This window comes from Rhodococcus sp. JVH1 (genome assembly GCF_000280725.2).
GTDB classification, from domain to species: Bacteria; Actinomycetota; Actinomycetes; order Mycobacteriales; family Mycobacteriaceae; genus Rhodococcus_F; species Rhodococcus_F jostii_A.
On the sequence record NZ_CP166290.1, the window covers coordinates 197,000 to 216,134 of the forward strand.

Sequence of the window (19,135 nt, forward strand, 5' to 3'; positions counted from 1 at the left end):
GGCAGATTCGCTGCCGACCACGAGTGGTGTCGATGAGGGCGGTAGTCGCTGGTCAGCGGATGCCCCGGATGCGAGGAACGGTGAAGGTGCCGCAGAGACTGACGACGGCTGTGACCACGAAGAAGAGCACATAGTTGTCGGTGCCGCCGAGAATGAATACCGCGACCGTCGGTGCCAGGACCTGCGGTAGAACAACGGCGATGTTCATGACGCCGAGGTCCTTGGCGGCGTCCGCCTTGTTGGGCAGCACCTCGGTCATCACGGCCATATCGACGGCGAAGAAGATGCCGCCACCGATACCTACCAGCACCTGCGACAACATGATCGTCCATAAGTCTGGGGCAGCGGCGAGTACTACCAGGCCGACGAACTGCACCAGGCTGGAGGCGATGAGGAAGGGCTTTCGGGCTGCGATCCTGTCGGAGAGCCAACCGCCGACGAGGGCGGCGCCGGCCATCACCACGTAGCTGACCATGATGAGCAGCGTGACCTGGCCGACTGCGTCGTCCTCCGAAAGACCGAAATCAGCTGTCAGGTAGTAGAAGAGGTAAGCGGGAGGAGCCATCGCACCGAAACTGACCAGAAAGCGACAGATCCAGGCCCAGCCGAAGTCTCGGTGTTCGACCGGGTTCGTCCACAGACTGCCTATGAACTCTTTGATCGAGAACCGGTCGCGCTGTTCGCTGACTTGTCTGTCGGGTAGCGATATTGCAAAGAACGCCACCGCAGCAACGGCGAACAGCGCGGGGAGAAGGAATTTCAGCTGAGCACCCGGCATGAGCGTGGCAATCGGAATGCAGACGATAGCCGGTGCGGTCTGGGCGAATCCGATCGCTCCCGACACCTTCCCGAGCTGATTCGAAGGCACCAAGTCTGCGACGGTGGCTTGCATGCTGGAAAGGCATGCGTTGTAAGCGCACTGAGTGATGACCCAACCGATGAGGATGATCGGGATCGTCTGCGCGAAGGCGATGAGTGTGAGACCGATGAGCCCTGCGACCACGCCCCCGACCATCCAGGGACGCCTGCGGCCGAAACGGGATCTCGTGCGGTCGGACAGCCGTCCGAACAGTGGGTTGGCGAACAGCGCGAACAGCGCACCGGTGGCGAGCACAATGCTCAGGCTCCCGGCCTCGTTGTCAGGGTCGACCTGCGCGATGCGGAGCGCCAGCGTGACCAGAATGGGGGTGTACAAGGCACCGACGACACCGAACTGCGCGGTGGCGATCTTGGTGATGAATCCGCGGGGAGCCTTCGGTTGTGGAATATCGAAGGTCTGCCCCTCACCGCCTTCGGTAATTTCAGCATTCACCACGTTGTCCATCCTCGTCCTGTTGTTGGACTGTCTGTTCGTTAGGGTTTTCTCTCACTTACACGTGTCAGTAACACGTGTAAGTGAGAACATAGAGGATAGGATTCATTGCTGACAACAGGAACACAAGGAATTAACATGACGTCCAACGGACGCAAGGCCAGAGTGACCAGCACTGATGTGGCACGGGAGGCCGGTGTCTCTCGATCCACCGTGAGCTACGTCCTCAACGACACTCCTCACCAGGTCATTCCGGACGCCACTCGACAACGCGTACTGGAGGCAGCAGCACTACTCGCGTACGCCCCCTCAGCGGCAGCCCGAGCATTGCGCAGCGGTCGATCGAACCTCGTCTTGTGCTTGCTGCCAGATCTGCCGGTCGGTGACACCCTCGGCCGTTACCTGAAAGATCTCTCCATCGCTTTTGCAGGGCACGACCTCACGTTCCTCGTGCACCCGCGTATGCACGGCACCCAGTCGATTGCTGACGTGTGGAAGGCAATCTCACCTGCGGCGGTGGTGTCGCTGGAGGAGATCACCGACGAGGACGCCGCCACGATGCGCGCGGCCGGTATCGAGGTGGCGGTGCTGTCCTGGTCCACTGCTCGGCTTCGATCCAGGGAATTGACGATGCCCGAAGCGCCGATCGGCCGGCTACAAGCGGAGTATCTGGCCAGCTCCCATCGTCGCATCGGATACGCACTCCCTGACGACGACCGACTTCGACTCGTTGCCGAGGCGCGTCTGGCAGGTGTTCGTGAAGTCTGCGCAGGCAGGGGCGTCCCAGAGCCGCTGGTGAGGACAGTTCCCATGGATGCCGACGCCGCGGCCGAGGCGATCCGCAGTTGGCGTTCTGCGACTCCGCCGGTGACAGGTGTGTGCGCATACAACGACGACACCGCGCTCGCCATTCTCGCGGGACTGAGCGTGCTGGGCCTCCGTGCCCCGCAAGACCTCGCTGTCATCGGCGCAGACGACATTCCGGCGGCGGCTCTTACCGTTCCGCCGCTCACCACCGTCGCGACCGACCTTTCCTCGGAGGCGCGAAAAGTTGCCGACGCCGTGGCGCGAGCGTTGGCCGGTGAGTCTGTGCCCCGTGTTCTGGAACCGACGACTGCCGAAATCGTCGTGCGCGAATCCGCCTGATTGTCGGACGCTCTCGGGCCGGACTGCGTGCCCGTTCCTCAGGACCGGACGCCTGCACTGTCCTGGTGTCGGGCACCGGAATCGATGCTGTCGAGGCCGGTGATGCGTGCCGCGATGTTCTCGCCGACGTCACGTACTTCCGCGCGGCGAGCACGTCACGACCCTTGTGTCCGACTCGTGGACGAATATGGCCGATCCCAGTGTGGCGCCGCAGTATTCGACGATTCCACGTTCGATTCGGTGGCGTCGAGTTGCCAGCACGCGTTCGGGGACGGGTAGACGAACCGTCGCCATGCCGATCGGGGCTTCGTCTTCGGCTCGACACGAGCGACGCCAGCCTCGCGGAAGATCCATGTCAGCGATGCCGTCGAGGGCACTTGCTTTAGGCCCATCGCGCGCATCTTGTCGTGCACACTGATCGGCCCGTGGTCTAGCCCGGAGGCCTCCAGCGCCGCACGCACTGCCACGGCCCGAGCCTTGGCCTCGTCGGTGAGCTTCGACGGGCACTTCTTTGGGCACTGTCACGTTGATTGAAAAGTATAGCGGCACAGTTGGTTTTTGAGATGGTGCTACGGAACATCATCGGGTTGTTCGCCTTTCAGGCGGCAACGTCGGTCGCGGTGACTTCCCGCCAGACCGCGAACCGGTCGGCCATCTCGGTACGCCATTCAGGCGCCGAGAGCCGGTGCCGGCCTGGCCGGAAGTGCGGTGAGATCGAACTGAACGCGGACAGGAACCGCTGCGCGTGCCCGGGTGATGTGAACCGTTTCATCGCCCGCTCGCGCTGCCGCGTCGGTTGGTGCGAGTTCTCGGCTCGATTGTTCAGATACTTCGAGCGGCGATGCTCGACCGAGCCCAGCAGCTCGCGGTGCCCGCCGGTGTAGCTGCCCAGTTTGTCGGTGATCAGTGCCCGCGACTCCAGGCCTTTGAGCAGGCGGCGGAAGAACTTCTTGGCCGCAACAGCGTTTCGGCGCGACTGGACCAGCACGTCGAGCACGTCGCCGTCCTGGTCGACCGCCCGCCACAAGTAGTGCTGGGTGCCGTTGATGCGGATGAACACCTCATCGAGGTGCCATTTGTCACCTGAGGCGGCTCGGTGAGATGAGCTGGCTTGTAGTCGACGAAACCAAAGTCTTCGGGGGCTGGTCCATCGGGCTCAAGGCCTAACACGGGGGAATCCATGGTTTCGGGCCCCGGTTGACGTCGATCTATCCACCACATCACGGCAGGGATAGCCGAAGCGATGCAGGACTGGTTCACGGGGTATGAACACACATTCTGGCCCGTTTCGAGCCGCAGCCCCTTGCGCTTGCTGAAGCCAGAGGTCCGGGGCGGGCACGCCGTGTGGATCAGTCCCGACGATGGCACGATCGTGTGCAGTATCGGCGACCTCTGCGAATGACCCGGATGGCGATGAAACTCGATCATGCTGGTGCACTTGACTCCATCTATATCAATCGATGAACGGCGACTTACCAGGAACCTCAGCGTTCTCGACGGTGGCCTGGCAGGGCGAGACCGTGCCAGGCCACCGATTGACGAACTACACAGGGGCTCGACGAGCTATCGTCGAAAGCCTCCCGACTCCCCCGAGCGATAGCAAGATCGAAGACTTGGTTTGAACCAGGAACCACCGGTCCAGAAAACGGCGACTTGAATCAACGAGCACGCACTCGTTCGGTTGATGCTCGGGTGGGAGCGGACGCGGAAAGTCAGTTCAACTGCGCGACAAGTGGTTCGAGCCACTGCTTTTCATCGTCACGCCCGAAGTCCGAGTCGATCGGGGTGAGGGCGACATAGCCCTGAGCCAGCGCGCCCGTGTCGACGGCACCGTTGTCTTGGTGCCCGACGTAGGAGTAACCCACGTCGTATACGCCGGGCTGGACCTCGGAGTACGACGTCGGGATGGGATCGACGGAATCCACCGAGACGATCTTGGTGCCCTTGAACGGGGACTTGGGGTAGTTCACGTTCAGGGCGGTGCCCGTCGGAATCACTGCGCCGTCCGGCGATGCGGAGGTGAGACTGTCCACCAGTTTGACCAAGTATGCCGCTGACCCGGCGAAGTCCGGCTCGGTCTCGTCCTTCGGATCGTAGTCCGCGTTGCATTCATTGCTGATCGCTATGGAGGGGATTCCGGTTTCTGCGGCTTCGACTGCGGCGCCGGCTGTGCCGGAGTTGTTGATGATGCGCCCGGTGTTCTGGCCGAAGTTTGCTCCTGAAATGACAAGATCCGGCTTCTCGTCCTTGAACACATTGGATAGCCCGAAGGAAATACTATCTGACGGTGACCCTGCTGTATTTCCCTCGCCCGGTCCGACGGCCCATACCTTTGCACCGTTGTATTCGGGATACTGCGTCAGGTCGGGGTTGGTGACCGCAAGTGTTCCGTAGTAGAGCTTTCTGCCACCCATGCCCGACTGGCTCTTCAGCGGCGCTACGACCGTGACATCGTGCCCGGCGCCCTCGAGCGCGGCATACACCGCGCGAATACCGGGTGCGTTCCAACCGTCGTCGTTCGTCAGGAGGATCCGGAGGCTGGCCGGAGTTCCGCTCGACTCGCTCACTGCGACGGATGACGAGGAAGCCGACGTCTCTTCCGAGGTTGCAGTGCTGCTGCAGCCTGCTCCGAGTATCAGCGCGGTTGCGGTTAGCGGTATGACTGCGACACTGAGGCGGCGCATAGTTTCTCCTTGAGTATGTTGGGGACGTTGTCCACAGATGAGAAGTTTTCGATTCGCCGAATGCATCAGGCTCGGTCTCGATGGACTGTTCCTTTGGAAGTGGCCTGGCAGCCGAATCGGCGGCCGCATGATGACTACCTCACCACTTGCCATTGTCTTCGGAATTGCTGGCACCCAACGTAATCCGCGCTGCTTCGCACCACGATGCTTCGCAAGAGGAAGTGCGACCTGCTCGGTTCCGGAAGGTCGAGGCGGGATCCGATGGTGCGCCACCGGGCCAACCGCGTCGTTCGCTATTCGAGTGCGCTAGTCGGCGCCGTGCGCCACGACCGCCGTCTTGAACTGTGCGTGAAACCCGAGTTGGCCGTAACCCGCTTCCCGAGCGGCTTCGAGATTCTCGAGTAGAGCGCCGAAGTAGGCGGCTCGGTTACCGGACTCGAGCATCGTGTCGCGCCACTGGATCACCGCTGCGTGGTACGCATCGACCGTCGATTGATCGCTCTCCCATGACCCCTTCTCCAGCAATCCGATCGACGCGTGGATGCTGTGACGCAGCAAATCGATCATCTTGTCGGCCCCGGCGATCAGATGCTTCGGGGCGATGCCTCGTGACGCCACGTATGCGGCGCTCTCGAGGAACGCTCCGTACCCCACCGAGTAGACCGCGCCGGTGACGGCGGGGTCGATGACGTTAGGGGCGTCGAGTTGGCTGCCGACGTAGACATATGCGGCAGGGGAGATGATCTTGGCAATGGGTTCGAGCGTCGCCCACACTTCGTCGGCCGCGGCATACTGGACAATCGCGGTATTGGTTCCGATGTCATCGGGGTACGCCGAGATGACTCCATCGGCGTACCCGCCGCCGTGGGATGTGAGGTAGTCCCCGAAGGCCAGTGCGCTGTCCGGTGTGCCCGTACTCAGGTTGACGAAGAGCTTTCCGTTCCAGTCGACCTCGCCCTCTGCTGCGCGGACCAGGTCGAAGCCCATTGCCGAGGACAGGACATGGGAGAAGGTGATGTCGCTGGCGTTGATCGCCTCGGCAACGGAGTCCGCACGCCTGGCCCCCTTCGCTACCAGCGGCGCGGACTTGTCGGCTGATCTGTTCCACACGGTGACCGTGTGACCTGCGTCGATCAGCGTGCTGGCAACCGCTGATCCCATGAGACCGGTGCCGAGAACGGAGATAGTAGACATCGTGGTGTCGTCTTTCGGTCGAGTACGGATTCGAGGTTCGGCGAAGCAAGGTCGCGCGGCGATCATTCAGCGACCCGTGTCACATGGCCGCTGTTTCCGTCGCACTTCCCGGTGACTGAACACCCCGACGCTAGCACCGAACGTGAATAAGTTTCACGTTTTGATGTGTTGGCGCCGTTTCCCGTCTGTTTCGTTCTCGTGTCGCTGCGCCGAGGACGCCTTCATGGGCCGAACAAGACCGCCGTGGGACGGGTCCAGATGATTCACGCACGCAGACAACACCATCAGCCAACACGCGTGGCTCGCCGAACGCGTCAGTCGAAATAGTGCTCGAGATAGGCGATCATCGCGCACTTGGTTTCTTCGATCATCAGTTGATCACCCGTCGGATCGTCGTGACCAAATGCCAGTTCCATCCCTTTGGTGCCGATCGCCATAGCCATGTGCACGATGGCTTCGGGATGCCGGCCGAGACGTGCGAGCCTCTCCGGGGGAAGCGTTTCCACCAGGTGTTTGGCTACGATTTCATCGCCTCGTCGGTTCGCTTCGTTGGTCCTGCCGGCGAAGGAGCGTGCGAACCACATTGCGACGTATCCCGAGTCGCGGTTGCGATGAAAATCGACATTCACGTCGACGGCTTCGCGGATCTTGTCGCGCCAGTCCGGGCCGGCCAGCGAAAATTCGACTTCGAACAAGCGGTCGATCAACATGTCGAGATTGCGTTGCAGTACGGCGTCGAAGATTGCCTCACGATCGACGAAATAGCGGTAGATCGATCCGACCGATACACCGGCTTCCTTGGCGAGGCGAGTCGTGCTCAACGCGTCGGGGCCATGTTGTCCGATGAGCTTGCCGGCTGCGGTGAGGATCCGCTCGGTCCGAAGGGCGCTTCTGCGTTGGGCGGGCTCAGTGCGGAGCGCCAGACGCCCCCCCTCGAACTCGGTCACGACCACATCCTCTCGTCTCGTTGACCGCGGTCACTGCTCGTGCGGTGTGCCGGCCATCTCCTCGCGCTGCCATGTGTGAACCCACGCTCTTCCCTATCGTGCCACCACCAGACATATGTACGCCGGTACCACCCGTTTTCTCCGCCCGGAAACATGCGACACGCACTTGTTACGTCCACGAAATCCCTGCTCAACGCTAAAACGTGAAACTTATTCATGTTTTGGAAGGGGCGAAGGATGCCCCGCCAAACACCTCAGCGCACAGCCGCGAAGCACCCGAGCCCCGCTACTCGGAAACGACTGCTCGCGGCGCCGCATCACTTTCGAAGGAGTTCCGATCATGGGCCGTATGACACTGGACAAGATGCCGCACAGTGGACCGTCGTGGGGCGGGCTGTACCCGGCGCCTCCGCACTTCTACCGCAACACCAAGAACCTCATCCTCAGCTACGAGGTCGACCCCGAGTTGGTTCTCGACCAGCTGCCCGAAGGCGTCGAACCCTTGAACGACCACCCGCGGATGGTGCTGTGGTTCCAGAAGAGTCCCTTCAGTACCTTCGGCCCGCACGAGGCCGCGTACGGCTACCTCGAGTGTTCGTTCGAGGGCAAGGCCTACATGATGGAAACATTCCTGTGGGTCAGCAGCGAGTCGGCGATGGCCGCCGGCCGCGAATTCTGGGGCGACTCGAAGAAGATGGGCAAGGTCGAACTCGACTTCGTCAAGGAAGAGGTCGTCGCGTCCCTGGAACGGCCCGAAGGATCGAAGATCGCCGGAGCGCGTATGCGGTTGGAGCGGTTCGCTGAGGCAAGCGAACTCCCCGCATACCCGGGACTGTGCCTCAAGTACATTCCGTCGGCCGAGAAGGGTAAGGGTCCCGAGGTCCTGCAGTTGGTCGAAGACGACTTCGACGGCGGCCCCATTGTCGGTACCGACGGGCGGGCCGAAATCTATGCAGGCTCAGCCACCGTGGAGTTCGGACCCGAAGGCGTCCTCGACCCGATCGCTTCCTTCAAACCTCTCGGGCCGATCAGTGCCATCTACACGGAAATGAACTTCGAACTCGACTACGGAACCATCGTCAAGGACTACAACACCCCCGCCTGACGGTGCCGCAATCGGGCAGCAGCAGAAAATGGAGATCCAAATGACTGTGACAGTTGTACAACCGACCGCGGCACTCGATGACGTGGTCGAGATCATCGAGCGTGACGGCGGAGTGGTCATCGAAAACTTCCTCACCCCGGAGGTGCTGGCGGGCCTGAACGAGGACCTGTCGCCCGTCCTCGACGCGACGTCGTTCGGGCCCGGCGGATTCGCCGGTAACAAGACCAAGCGCGTGGCCGCCCTCTACAAGCATTCCATGCACCTTACCTACATCACGGTGCATCCGCTGTATCTCGGTGCTGCGGAACGTATTCTGCAGAAGCCGAGCTCGCTGTGGTACGGAGACGACGAAGCTGCTGAAGTGCCGACCATTCAGGTGGGTGCCACCAACTGCATCGAAATTCACCCGGGCCAGACCGGACAGGTACTGCACCGAGACGACGCCATCTGGCAGTGGCGCCACACCGAGGGCGGCAGCCGCGAGGCGCGACTGCAGATCATGGTCGCACTCACCGACTTCACGGCCGAAAACGGTGCAACCCTCGTCATCCCGGAAAGCAACAAATGGGACGACAACCGTCAGCCCGAGCTGGGTGAGGCATCGCCGGTGGAGATGAAGGCCGGTTCGGCACTGCTCTGGACGGGTTCGACCTACCACGCTGGTGGCGCGAACGTCAGCGACGCACCTCGTCGCGGACTGTCTATCGGGCTTGATCTCGGGTACCTGCGGCAGGAGGAGAACCTGTACTTGGCGCTTCCGCTCGACGTCGTCAAGAAGTACCCGGTGAGGGTCCGCCAGTTGCTCGGGTACCAGGCGTGCCCGCCGCTCATGGGGTGGATCGAAATCGACGGTGTGATGTCCGATCCGTCTGCCGTGCTCGAGGACACCCTGGTGGCCACCCAAGCCGGCGGTTTCGGCAACACGACCGGCCCTGCGACACCCTGAGCACCGGAAACATGTCGATTCCCACGTCCTCCTCAATTCCGTAGACACTCCCGTTCTACGGGGCCATACCCAGATAGGTTCGAGCGCTCCATTCGGACGCGCCGCAATCCCCTACTGGGTGCGTCCACGATTCCACCCCGTCATCAACCACCCCGACGTCTGGTTCATTGTCCCGGTGGCAACTCGTCGCGCTGACATTGTCGTCGTTCGTGCCCGCCGTCGGCATCGCCTCGTTTCCGGTCCTTCTGATCGGGCCCGCCGGGTATGGCAGCTGGATGGCGGCGTTGATCTCGGCGGTTGCCGGTTTCTGCATCGGCCGCACCGTCATCGTGTTCGCCCGCCGCTACGTCTCGGCCGGTTCCCTCGCCTCCTACATGGTCGAGGTGTTCGACCCCTGGGCACGTGCCGCGACCGCGGCGTCGCTGTTTCTCGGCTATCTCGGCCAACTGATGTGTTCGATCGTGCTGTTCGCGATGTACACGATCAGTTTCGCCACCAGCCTCGGAATGGCCTCCGCGGGCGACCCGCCGATGATGATCGGCCTTTTCGTGCTCGCAGCTGCCGTGCCCGCCGCGGTGGCCTGCCGCGGACTGGACACGTCGGTACGGATCGCCGTCAGACTGGCGGTGATCTCGGTTCCCCTGTTGCTGTTTGTCAGCGGTGCCAGCGCGGTGCATACCGGACTCGAACTCGGTCGCCAGCTGACCATGGAAGGGTCCTCCGTCTCCGGGATCGTCGTCGGGCTCGCCGCCGGAGCGGCATGGCTCGTCAGCTTCGAAAGCGCCGCATCGCTGGCGACCGAGACCTCCGACCCCAAGCGCAACGTACCGACCGCGGTGATGGCCTGGCCTGTCGTCCTCGGCACCACCTACCTCCTCGTCACCTTCTTGCAGGTGCCTGGTCTCATGGCGTCAACCGATGCGTTGGAGGCCGGCAAGTCGGCACCGGCGGCACTTGCCGAGAGCGCAGGCCTGGCGGAGAACGTGGGGCGCCTCACCGATATTGTTCTCGCCGTCGCGGTGTTCGCCTCCCTGATCGGATTCGTCAACTACGCCTCCCGTGTCACCATGTCGCTGTCCCAGGACGGTCTCCTTCCGTCAGGCCTGCGAGCCATCAACGCCCGTGTCGGCACCCCTGTCAATGCAATTCTTCTCAATGTCGGACTGTCCGCAGGGATTCTGATTGCAACTGTGCTCATCAGCCCCAACGCCATCTTCACCGTCTACGCCGCGGTGGCAACGTTGACCGTCTACTTCTGGGTGCTGCCGTACATCCTGGTCGGTATCGGAGCGGTGGTGTTCTTGATGCGACTGAACAAGCTCACTGTCGGAGTGGTGATCAGCGCCGTGATCGGCATCGTTACCATGGCGTGGCTTTTCGTCAACAGCATCATCAACCCGCCCGAATCTCCGATCGACGTCATGACCTACGTTGCGGTCATTGCAGTGGCCGTCCTGGGCTCCGCCTTTCACTTGGCGGACTCGCGTGCCCGCCGCGCCACCGCACGGACGCACCGGCACCGATACATCCACGATGCAACCAACCCGTGATGCCTTGAATGAACAAATAAGCAAGCGGTCGCCCCCGTCACTGGGGCAGGTGAGTCAGATGACAGCTTCGGCCATGTTGTCACAGTCGAAACTGAGCCGCACCCATGTCATCGTCGCTGTCGACCATGACGGTGTAGGTCTCGACGACACACCGCGGCGGATCGGGAGTGGTGCTCGGGTGCGTACGTGCAAATGCGGACGTCGCCGAACCCGGGGCATCCGCGCCGCCCGGACGACGGCAGAATCCGTACGGGGAGGGATTCGGCCACCGTCACGGGTGCGGCATCGAGCTGCGAGGCACGGAGATTGGGGTCGGCGTGGCGCAGTGGAACCGTTTGCCTGGCAGTGAACCTGACTGGCGCGGTGAGCACCACACTGGCCGCAACGCCGTCGCTCACCGGACGCCGTTTCGTACCACCAATGTTGCAGTGAGCAACACCGACGCCATCACGCGACAAAGCAGGAGGAACTGCCCATGGGCAAGCTGAACGGCAAGACCGCCATCGTGACCGGTGGAGCATCAGGAATCGGCGCGGCGACCGTCCGCCATTTCGTCGACGAGGGTGCCATTGTCGTGATCACCGACATCGATCCGCTCGCCGGGTCTCGATTCGAGGCGCAACTGCGCAGCGCGGGAGCGCGGGTGGTGTTCATCGAAGCCGATGTCTCGAACGAAGACCACGTCGGCAATGTGATGTCGACCACCCGCGAACAATTCGGAGGCTGTGATGTCCTGTTCAACAATGCGGGGATCGGTTTACCCGGATTAGGCCATACCGTGACGTTGCCGAGTTGGCACCGGGTGATGAGCGTCAACCTCGACGGCTCCTTCTTGATGGCCAAGCACGCGATCATCAGCATGCTGGAAACCGGCGGTGGGTCGATCGTGAACATGTCGTCGATTATGGGTCTTGTAGGTGTTCCGGATTCGTTGTCCTACAACGTCTCCAAACACGGCATCGTCGGCATGACAAAGTCGCTGGCGCTCGAATACGCTCCGCACAACGTCCGTGTCAACGCGGTGTGCCCCGGCTACATCGACACCCCGATGGGCCGCTCCGATGTCGAGGCGAACCCGAGCATCCCCCGACTGCACCCGCTCGGCCGGATCGGAACACCTCTCGAAGTGGCGAAAGCGGTGTCCTTCCTCGCCTCTGACGAGGCGAGTTTCATCACCGGCACAAGCCTTTTGGTCGACGGAGGATACACAGCGCAGTGAATTGACGATCACGTTGAGGGCGTTGACCACGATTTTCAGCGACAGCAACCCTGATCTCTGATGTTCAGCTGCCCCGAAATTTGCGGTCAGCAGATAGTTGCAGCGTCAACCAATCAGGCACCCTCGCCCCAGTCGAATCCGTCGGACAAGGGTTGCCCGGCTGTCGCCATCAGCAACGGGGCCATAGGAGACCCCTCATGCACTAGACCGCACCGGATCTCGCTGCCACCGCAAGTTCACCTCATCAACGATGTCGGAGGATGGCGGCCAGGACCCGTGATCCGTGACGCCCGTCTCATATCGATCGAAACGTCCACCTCCGGTCATTTGTCTTTACATAATTGTCGTGGCAGAACGCAAGCGGCGTGGTGGCAGCACGCATGCCGCGACGACCTCGATGGATGTGCGTGACTCCGTTCCACCGGAAGACCGCTTGCAACACCCCTCCCGGACGCAGCCAAAAGGATGCGCTTGCCACCCGCTTGGGGGCGCAGCAACGAGTGGCAACTGTGGTCGCGCTGTGAAGCTCCGCGCGTTCTGTCCCCCACAAGCAGGCGCCCGGGTGGCGTGACTCGCCCACCACCCGGGCGCTGTTCCAATGCGGTGCTGGCCGGGGACCCGACAGGATGAAGGAAGGTGCTGATGAGGGAACTGCGAGGTCAGATCGAGCGCGGATACCGTCGCTGTCGTGGTAGCCATGACCCGGAGCTGCGGGAGTCCGAAGTCGCGCTGGTGAATCCGCCCTCCGCGTCTGCGGTGTGCTTACCCCTTCCGCTCCTCGTCCCGGGTACAGATGACGAGGATCTCGTTGAACGGATGCGCCGAGGTCCTGATAGCAAAGACCCTCTCGGGGGCCGCAGTCACTCAGCCACCGCCGAGCTGACGCTCCCGGATGCGGCATCGACGCAGTCCAGATACGCCGTGCTGCAGACGAACTACAAACCAAGCGTGGTGTCCACAAACACGCGCGAACGCGAGATCGCCTGGCCACATCGTCCTCTCACCCGCATTACGACAGCCCAGTCAAGGCAACAACACACGAAATCGAAGGAGGGTGTCCACAATGACACTCGTACGCATTGACGTCATCGAAGGCAGGCGAACCCCCGTACAGCTGGAGATCCTCGCCGACACGATCCACGCTGCCATCGTCGACGGATTCGGTACCGCGGCTACCGACCGATATCAGATCATCACCGAGCACAAGCCCGGACGCATCATCACATTCGAATCCGGCGCAAGCGAGAGTCGAACCGATGATATCGTCGTCGTCGAGATAATCCAGTCCGGGCGGACGCCAGACCAGAAGCGTGCCCTCTATCGGGTGCTCGCCGACCAACTCCACGACCGCCTCTCCGTGAACGAGAACGACCTCATCGTCACGATCGTCGAAAACACTCACCACGACTGGTCCTTCACCGCCGGCCGAGGACACAGCTATGACGAGCACTTATGAGATGGCACGCCAAGACGAGCGTCGAGAACCCACCGAATCGCCCAGCGGTGCACCCCCACCTCTGACCCTGAGCCCCAAAGACATCGCCGCAATGATCCGGCTCGACGCGATCTGGAAACACTTCGGCGGACCACCTTCCAGTGAGGTCTTCGTCGAATTCGGGATCTCGGTCGACGAGTTCTTCCGCCGACTCGAGCGGATTGCGCGAACAGAGTCCGGCCGCGCTGCCCGGCACGATCAAGCAAACGCTGGCGAGACCGCCTCAACCATCATCTCGAGGCATCGGTGGCACCCCGACGACCGGACAGACCTCACAGAAGAGGTCCATCCCCACCCCGTAAAGGGCACGGCCGGGGGCCAGTACGCGAACCGATCCAACAGAGACCGTCGGCTTGCCCCAACACCCGATGTGCCCACTGAGTAAATGGCCGCTTCGTAGGCTCACCCACACAAGGAAATGAAAGAATGCTGGACACACTCCTTACCGCCCTGGCGAAGCGCGCTCTCGGGCTTGTCGATCACCTACTGACCACAAGACGCACCTACGAACTCTTCGACATGTCGGACGACACCGGTGACGAGGAGGACTGGTGACCGATATCTGCTCCTTATGCGAGGTAGGCGATCGAACTCTCCCATCCATCGCTCGGCAATTGGTGCTGCGCACCCGGGCACCGTTGTTCCGCTCGATCCCAGAAGAACGGCAACCTCCTTTTGTGAGACCACCCATTCGGTGGCTGCGATACACGAATGCCAGCGTGCCACCTGGGTGTTCTGTCTCATCCACATTTGGCGCACATCACCACTGATCAGCACAGCGACCGATTACTTGAGACGACACCGAGCGCGCCCGGCTCGTTGTCAGCGCTAAGTGTCGAGTGATTCGTTGACCTGTGTTTCCATCGCCGTGTCGATGCGGGATTCTCAACATCTTGTCGGAAGCCTCGAACGCGTCAGGCCGCGAATCCGCATTTGCGAGGCTGCGAACTGGGCAAACGCAGAGGTCGGGTCCGACCTTCCGGCACGATATGCGGAAACCGACACGCCACCGACATGAAATCTGGAAACCGACACGGTTCCGTGGAACCTACAGCCGACGTGACGTCCCCGGCGATACCGAACGCAGCTCCGCGTCACTCCGGTGCCCACGCCGATCCGGTGGTGACCGCTCGCACCGTGGAGCCGTAACCACCTGATGCGCCGAAGCGATCGCTACGAGGCCACCATCGTTTTGCTCACCGCGGCTCTGATCCTGCTACTGATCCCCGTCGCGGCCGCGTTCGGCACCGCGACGCATCCCCGGCTGGAACAGCAGACCCAGACGCTGCGCGCCGGCGTGCACCACGTACCCGCAGTGCTGCTCGAGGACACCTACCGCGCACCCGACACCCCCGAGTACTCGATCCGCCCCGTCGGCACCCAGAACACCGCCCCGGGCCCGCACGGCCACACCCCACGGGGATCGCACCGGCGCCGTGCCCACCGCCGAGCCCGCGAAGGCCGGTCAAACCATTACCGTCAGCGTCGACGCCGACGGCAACCCCACCGGCGCCATCCCGGGCAGTCGGGAAAACACCGTGCTGGCCGTGACCGCAGCCTGCGGAGTATGGGCACTGGCGGCCGGCGCGATCGTCCTCCCGGCCGCACTCGACATCCTGTTCAACCGAAACCGGCTGCGGCGCTGGGCAGGAGTGGAAACAGTTCGACATACCACCGAGATGAACCGGCTGGCAACGGGTCATGTGCCCCCACCCCGATGCCGATCAGCGCGATCCGAGGCCATCTTCCGCATCGTCGACTTCTGGACCATGCCGAGATCGCCGTCGGGGAGTGGCCTTCACCTTCAACCCCGGATACCTCGTACCCGAGGAGGCGTACCCGCACGTCATCGATCTCGAGCTTGCTCGGACGCTGTCGCCCCGGGTGCAGCAGCTGCTCGGCTTCCGTTCCTTCCACGACGACAGCCACGGTTACCCCGGACTTTGGCAGGTCAACTACGACGACATCGAGGACTACCTCGGCCTGTGAGCCGTCAGCCCATCGTTCGCCGACACTTCGTCACCGGCGCGGCACGGGGTTTGGGGGCCGCGATCGGCCGCGTCCTCGCCGAACGCGGTGCCCAGGTACTTCTCGCCGACGTGCTCGACGACGTCGGCGAGAAGTACGCAGCACAACTACGCACCGAAGGACTCGACGTCCACTACACACACCTCGATGTCACCGATGAGACCTCTTGGGGCGACGCGGTAGAACTGGCGCAGCGCCGTGTCGGCGGCGTCGCGGTCCTGGTCAACAACGCTGGGATCTCCGGTCCTGGAGAAGGCATCGCCTCCGATCTCAAGGCGTGGGACTCCATCGTCGCTGTCAATCAGACGGGACCGTTCCTGGGCATGCGCGCTGTCACACCGTCGATGCGCGCGGCGGGAGGCGGATCGATCATCAATATCGCGTCGATCATGGGGTACGTCGGCGATCCCGACTACCTCGCATATACCGCCACCAAGGGCGCCGTCAGGCAGATGACCCGCAGCGTCGCGCTCGAACTCGCGGGCGATCGAATCCGAGTCAACACGGGTGAAGACGCCGCGGCGCAGCCGCTTGTCTGTCAATTCCTTGAACCACCGTTCGATCAGGTTCAGCCAGGAACTCGACGTCGGGGTGTAATGCAGGTGCCACCGGCGACGGTTCTTGTGCGCCAACCACGCTTTGATTTCCGGGGTCGAGTGCGCGGAAAGATTGTCCAGCACGACGTGAACGTCGAGCGAGCGCGGGACGCTGGCGTCGATCTGCTTGAAGAACCGCAACACGTCGGTCCCGGCGTGGCCCTTACGCAGGTCTGTGAGAACCTCCCCGGTGCCGACGTTCATCGCCGCGAACAGGTCTATGGTGCCGTTGCGCTTGTAGTCGTGGGTCATCGTCCCGGCACGACCTGGCTTCATGGGCAGCGACGGCTGGGTGCGGTCCAAGGCCTGACACTGGGTCTTCTCATCGAAAGAGAACACGACCGCCCGCGCGGGCGGGTTCAGGTACAGCCCAACGACATCGACGAGTTTCTCCTCGAAACGAGGATCGTTGCTGATCTTGAACGTCGTGACCCGCCAAGGCTTGAGGTTGTGGTCCGCCCAGATCTTTGCGACGGAGTCCTTACCGATCCCGACGCGGGCGGCCATCGTCCGGGTGCTCCACTGCGTCGAGCCGTCCGCCGGACGCTCCTGATGCGTCAACCGCAGCACCTCCTCGACCGTGCCCGCCGGCAAACCCGGTTTGCGGCCTCGCCCCTTCGCGACCGCACCGACCCCGGAAGTGCCCTCCTCAGCAAATCGAGAACGCCAGCGCCGCACCGCATCCGGAGTCACCTGACACCGTCGGGCTATCTCGGCATTGGCCACCCCGTCGCCCGCCCACAGCAATGCCCGCGCCTGGACCACCTTCCGGTGCGGCAACGTCGTCGACCCAGCCATCCGCCCCAGCTCCGCCCGCTGTTCGTCACTGACAGACAACGCCGCTGCAACCATGCACACAGCATACAAAACGCTTCGTTAATTCACAGACGCACCACTAGGGGTCGGAGTCGACGACCTTCAACCCATCTCGTTTTGCGCTGCTGTAGCGCTGCGTCGGCGCATACCGTTTCCGCTGGATACGTCGCCGGCACTGAAGGCCGCAGACGAACAGGATGTTGAGCGTTGCCAGCCGCATCTCATCAAAACATCGACTTCGCTTGCCGATGGGTTGTATCTCCCAGAACTCCAGAAACCGACCAGTAGCCATGCATTGCATGGGATCCCATGTAAATAGAGCGTTTCCAGACCCACCACCTGTTGACATACGGACCGCCCGAAGCAATCATCAATGTGCAGTGGGTCACTTGCACAAGTCATACGAACAAGTGACTTGATCAAGTCAACTGCACACCTTTATCCCTGCATTACCCCACAGGATCAGCCCCCTTTTTCTGGATGCCGACGACAACACCCGTCTCGGCCCACATCCTGGAGCCTCATATGAACGAAGTCCGCACACTGAAGGACATCCCACCGTCGACGGGCTCTACATCCCAACCCGAGGCAGCTCCCCACAAGCTACAGGGGCACCTCGGTGTCCCTGGGTTGGTGTTCACGGTGCTGGCCTTCAACGCGCCTCTGGCCGTCATGGCCGGCTTCGTACCGATCGTGGTCGGATTCGGCAACGGACAGGGAGCGGCATCGACGTTCATCGTCGTCGGCGCATTGCTGTTACTTTTCGCCGTTGGTTTGACCACGATGAGCAAATTCATGAAGAGCCCCGGCGCCTTCTACTGCTACATCGCGGCAGGACTCGGCAAGGTCCCCGGTCTCGGCGGCGCATTCGTTGCAGTCTCCGCATACCTCACGATCGGCGCAGCGTCATACGCATATGGTGGGATTCTCGTCAATGACCTCGTCACCAGCCTGCTGCATGGCCCCGAACTGCCCTGGTGGGTTTGGTCGCTCGTACTATGGGTCGCAGCGTCGACGCTGAGCCTGCTCGAGATCGATCTGTCGGCAAAGGTCCTAGGGGCAGCGATGTGTGCAGAAGTCGCCATCGTCGTCCTCTGGCAGGTTGCCGTTGCGATCAAGGGTGGACCGGAGGGGTACTCCGTCGGTACGTTCACGCCCTCTGCGTTCACGTCGGGATCGCTGAGTTTCGCCCTGTTATTCGCCGTGCTGTGCGTGACAGGTTTCGAGGCTGTCGCCGTTTTCCGTGAAGAGACACGTGACCCGGTCAAGACTGTCCCCCGCGCCACCTACGCAGCCGTCGCGATCGTCGCCGGGTTGTACGCAATCGGAGCTTGGGCATACGTGGTGGCTGTCGGGCCGACCGACGCACCCACTGAGGCCGCCGCGGATCCGTCGGGTTCGTTCCTTGCAAGCCTGAGCGCCTACGTCGGAACCGCCGCCGTGGATATCGCCACCGTACTGCTCGTCACCAGCGCTTTCGCCGCACTGCTCGCGACGCAGAATATCGCCTCGCGCTACCTCTATGCACTCGGCAGTGACGGCGTCCTGTCCCCGAAACTTGGCAAGGTCCATCCGAAGCACGGCTCGCCGTTTGTTGCGGCAATCGTGGTTGCCGCCGCGTTCCTCGTCCTCGACGGCGTACCCGCCATCATGGGCACTGATCCTGTGATCACATACGCTTCACTGGCCGGCTTCGGCGGGTTCTGCTTGCTGTTGATGATGACGATCACCAGTGTCGCGGTCATCGTGTTCTTCCGCCGGACCCCCGACCATTCGGCCGGGGTATGGCGATCGGTAATCGCACCATCTGTTTCCCTCGTCGGTCTGGCTATCATCTTGTTCCTCGCAGCGAAGAACATGGGTGCCGTCATCGGCGGCAGCGACACCGCCGGATATCTTGCACTTACCGCCGTTGCCGTGGTCGCACTGAGCGGTGTTGCCCTGGCTCTGCGTTACAAGAAGTTCCGGCCGGAGGTCTACTCGAGAATCGGACGCCAAGACGTCTGATCGAGGGGTCCTGACGCCGTCTCGCTGTCCCCGGACCCACGACCGATCCACCGATCCACCGATCCGTCGCATCTCAAGCTGCATACACCC

14 protein-coding genes and 4 pseudogenes are annotated in these 19,135 nt (G+C 62.4%); 10 read left to right on the top strand and 8 right to left on the bottom strand.

All coding sequences use genetic code 11. The features are described from left to right. Positions 1 to 52 precede the first annotated feature (52 nt). Positions 53 to 1,324, bottom strand: a complete 1,272-nt coding sequence (locus tag JVH1_RS38510) for an MFS transporter (RefSeq protein WP_051033772.1) — start codon at positions 1,322 to 1,324, stop codon at positions 53 to 55. Between the two features lie 126 nt (positions 1,325 to 1,450). On the opposite strand from JVH1_RS38510, the gene JVH1_RS38515 reads away from it, so the two are divergent. Beyond that, positions 1,451 to 2,458, top strand: a complete 1,008-nt coding sequence (locus JVH1_RS38515) for a LacI family DNA-binding transcriptional regulator (protein ID WP_009478531.1) — start codon at positions 1,451 to 1,453, stop codon at positions 2,456 to 2,458. A gap of 236 nt (positions 2,459 to 2,694) precedes the next feature. On the opposite strand, the pseudogene JVH1_RS38520 reads toward JVH1_RS38515, so the two are convergent. From JVH1_RS38520 to JVH1_RS38540, 5 genes and pseudogenes are all read right to left on the bottom strand, one after another. After that, positions 2,695 to 2,973: pseudogene (locus tag JVH1_RS38520) on the bottom strand (IS481 family transposase); the annotation flags it as partial. Between the two features lie 83 nt (positions 2,974 to 3,056). After that, positions 3,057 to 3,554 (bottom strand): annotated as a pseudogene (locus JVH1_RS38525) (IS6 family transposase); the annotation flags it as partial. Positions 3,555 to 4,170: 616 nt separating this feature from the next. Continuing rightward, entirely contained in the window at positions 4,171 to 5,025 is an 855-nt protein-coding gene (gene surE, locus JVH1_RS38530) for a 5'/3'-nucleotidase SurE (RefSeq protein ID WP_051033773.1), read from the bottom strand. 423 nt (positions 5,026 to 5,448) lie between these two features. Beyond that, positions 5,449 to 6,402 (bottom strand): NAD(P)-binding domain-containing protein, encoded by a 954-nt coding sequence (locus JVH1_RS38535; RefSeq protein WP_009478536.1) that lies wholly within the window; start codon positions 6,400 to 6,402, stop codon positions 5,449 to 5,451. A 248-nt stretch (positions 6,403 to 6,650) separates the two neighbouring features. Then, on the bottom strand, positions 6,651 to 7,283 hold the full coding sequence (locus JVH1_RS38540; protein WP_009478537.1) for a TetR/AcrR family transcriptional regulator: 633 nt from the start codon (positions 7,281 to 7,283) through the stop codon (positions 6,651 to 6,653). 340 nt (positions 7,284 to 7,623) lie between these two features. Here JVH1_RS38540 and JVH1_RS38545 point away from each other — a divergent pair, with 340 nt between their 5' ends. From JVH1_RS38545 to JVH1_RS38570, 6 genes are all read left to right on the top strand, one after another. After that, entirely contained in the window at positions 7,624 to 8,388 is a 765-nt protein-coding gene (locus tag JVH1_RS38545) for an acetoacetate decarboxylase family protein (protein WP_009478538.1), read from the top strand. A gap of 40 nt (positions 8,389 to 8,428) precedes the next feature. Next, a complete protein-coding gene (locus JVH1_RS38550; protein WP_009478539.1) occupies positions 8,429 to 9,334 on the top strand; it encodes a phytanoyl-CoA dioxygenase family protein in 906 nt (301 codons plus the stop codon). Positions 9,335 to 9,501: 167 nt separating this feature from the next. Further along, entirely contained in the window at positions 9,502 to 10,884 is a 1,383-nt protein-coding gene (locus JVH1_RS38555) for an APC family permease (protein WP_009478540.1), read from the top strand. A gap of 475 nt (positions 10,885 to 11,359) precedes the next feature. Beyond that, the gene (locus JVH1_RS38560) at positions 11,360 to 12,103 is read left to right on the top strand and encodes an SDR family NAD(P)-dependent oxidoreductase (protein WP_009478542.1); all 744 of its coding nucleotides are present in this window, start codon (positions 11,360 to 11,362) and stop codon (positions 12,101 to 12,103) included. A 1,063-nt stretch (positions 12,104 to 13,166) separates the two neighbouring features. Then, a complete protein-coding gene (locus JVH1_RS38565; RefSeq protein WP_009478543.1) occupies positions 13,167 to 13,559 on the top strand; it encodes a tautomerase family protein in 393 nt (130 codons plus the stop codon). Positions 13,560 to 14,024: 465 nt separating this feature from the next. Continuing rightward, positions 14,025 to 14,153 carry a hypothetical protein gene (locus tag JVH1_RS38570; protein ID WP_009478545.1) on the top strand — a complete coding sequence of 43 codons (129 nt, stop codon included), beginning with the start codon at positions 14,025 to 14,027 and terminating at the stop codon, positions 14,151 to 14,153. A gap of 661 nt (positions 14,154 to 14,814) precedes the next feature. On the opposite strand, the gene JVH1_RS38575 is transcribed toward JVH1_RS38570, so the two are convergent. Further along, complete coding sequence (locus JVH1_RS38575) at positions 14,815 to 15,027, bottom strand: hypothetical protein (RefSeq protein ID WP_157174058.1); 213 nt, start codon at positions 15,025 to 15,027, stop codon at positions 14,815 to 14,817. Between the two features lie 362 nt (positions 15,028 to 15,389). On the opposite strand from JVH1_RS38575, the gene JVH1_RS38580 reads away from it, so the two are divergent. Then, the gene (locus tag JVH1_RS38580; protein WP_009478547.1) at positions 15,390 to 15,587 is read left to right on the top strand and encodes a hypothetical protein; all 198 of its coding nucleotides are present in this window, start codon (positions 15,390 to 15,392) and stop codon (positions 15,585 to 15,587) included. Next, positions 15,584 to 16,072 (top strand): annotated as a pseudogene (locus JVH1_RS38585) (SDR family NAD(P)-dependent oxidoreductase); the annotation flags it as partial. The gene JVH1_RS38580 and the pseudogene JVH1_RS38585, both read left to right, overlap by 4 nt. Before the next feature lie 63 nt (positions 16,073 to 16,135). Here JVH1_RS38585 and JVH1_RS38590 read toward each other — a convergent pair. Further along, positions 16,136 to 17,074: pseudogene (locus JVH1_RS38590) on the bottom strand (IS630 family transposase); the annotation flags it as partial. 597 nt (positions 17,075 to 17,671) lie between these two features. On the opposite strand from JVH1_RS38590, the gene JVH1_RS38595 reads away from it, so the two are divergent. Next, positions 17,672 to 19,045 (top strand): APC family permease, encoded by a 1,374-nt coding sequence (locus JVH1_RS38595; RefSeq protein WP_371113117.1) that lies wholly within the window; start codon positions 17,672 to 17,674, stop codon positions 19,043 to 19,045. Positions 19,046 to 19,135: the final 90 nt, after the last annotated feature.

Coding starts and splice junctions, on each gene's coding strand:
- JVH1_RS38560 (WP_009478542.1), top strand. CDS start 11,360: ATGGGCAAGCTGAACGGCAAGACCGCCATCGTGACCGGTGGAGCATCA.
- JVH1_RS38510 (WP_051033772.1), bottom strand. CDS start 1,324: ATGGACAACGTGGTGAATGCTGAAATTACCGAAGGCGGTGAGGGGCAG.
- JVH1_RS38535 (WP_009478536.1), bottom strand. CDS start 6,402: ATGATCGCCGCGCGACCTTGCTTCGCCGAACCTCGAATCCGTACTCGA.
- JVH1_RS38545 (WP_009478538.1), top strand. CDS start 7,624: ATGGGCCGTATGACACTGGACAAGATGCCGCACAGTGGACCGTCGTGG.
- JVH1_RS38565 (WP_009478543.1), top strand. CDS start 13,167: ATGACACTCGTACGCATTGACGTCATCGAAGGCAGGCGAACCCCCGTA.
- JVH1_RS38550 (WP_009478539.1), top strand. CDS start 8,429: ATGACTGTGACAGTTGTACAACCGACCGCGGCACTCGATGACGTGGTC.
- JVH1_RS38570 (WP_009478545.1), top strand. CDS start 14,025: ATGCTGGACACACTCCTTACCGCCCTGGCGAAGCGCGCTCTCGGGCTT.
- JVH1_RS38515 (WP_009478531.1), top strand. CDS start 1,451: ATGACGTCCAACGGACGCAAGGCCAGAGTGACCAGCACTGATGTGGCA.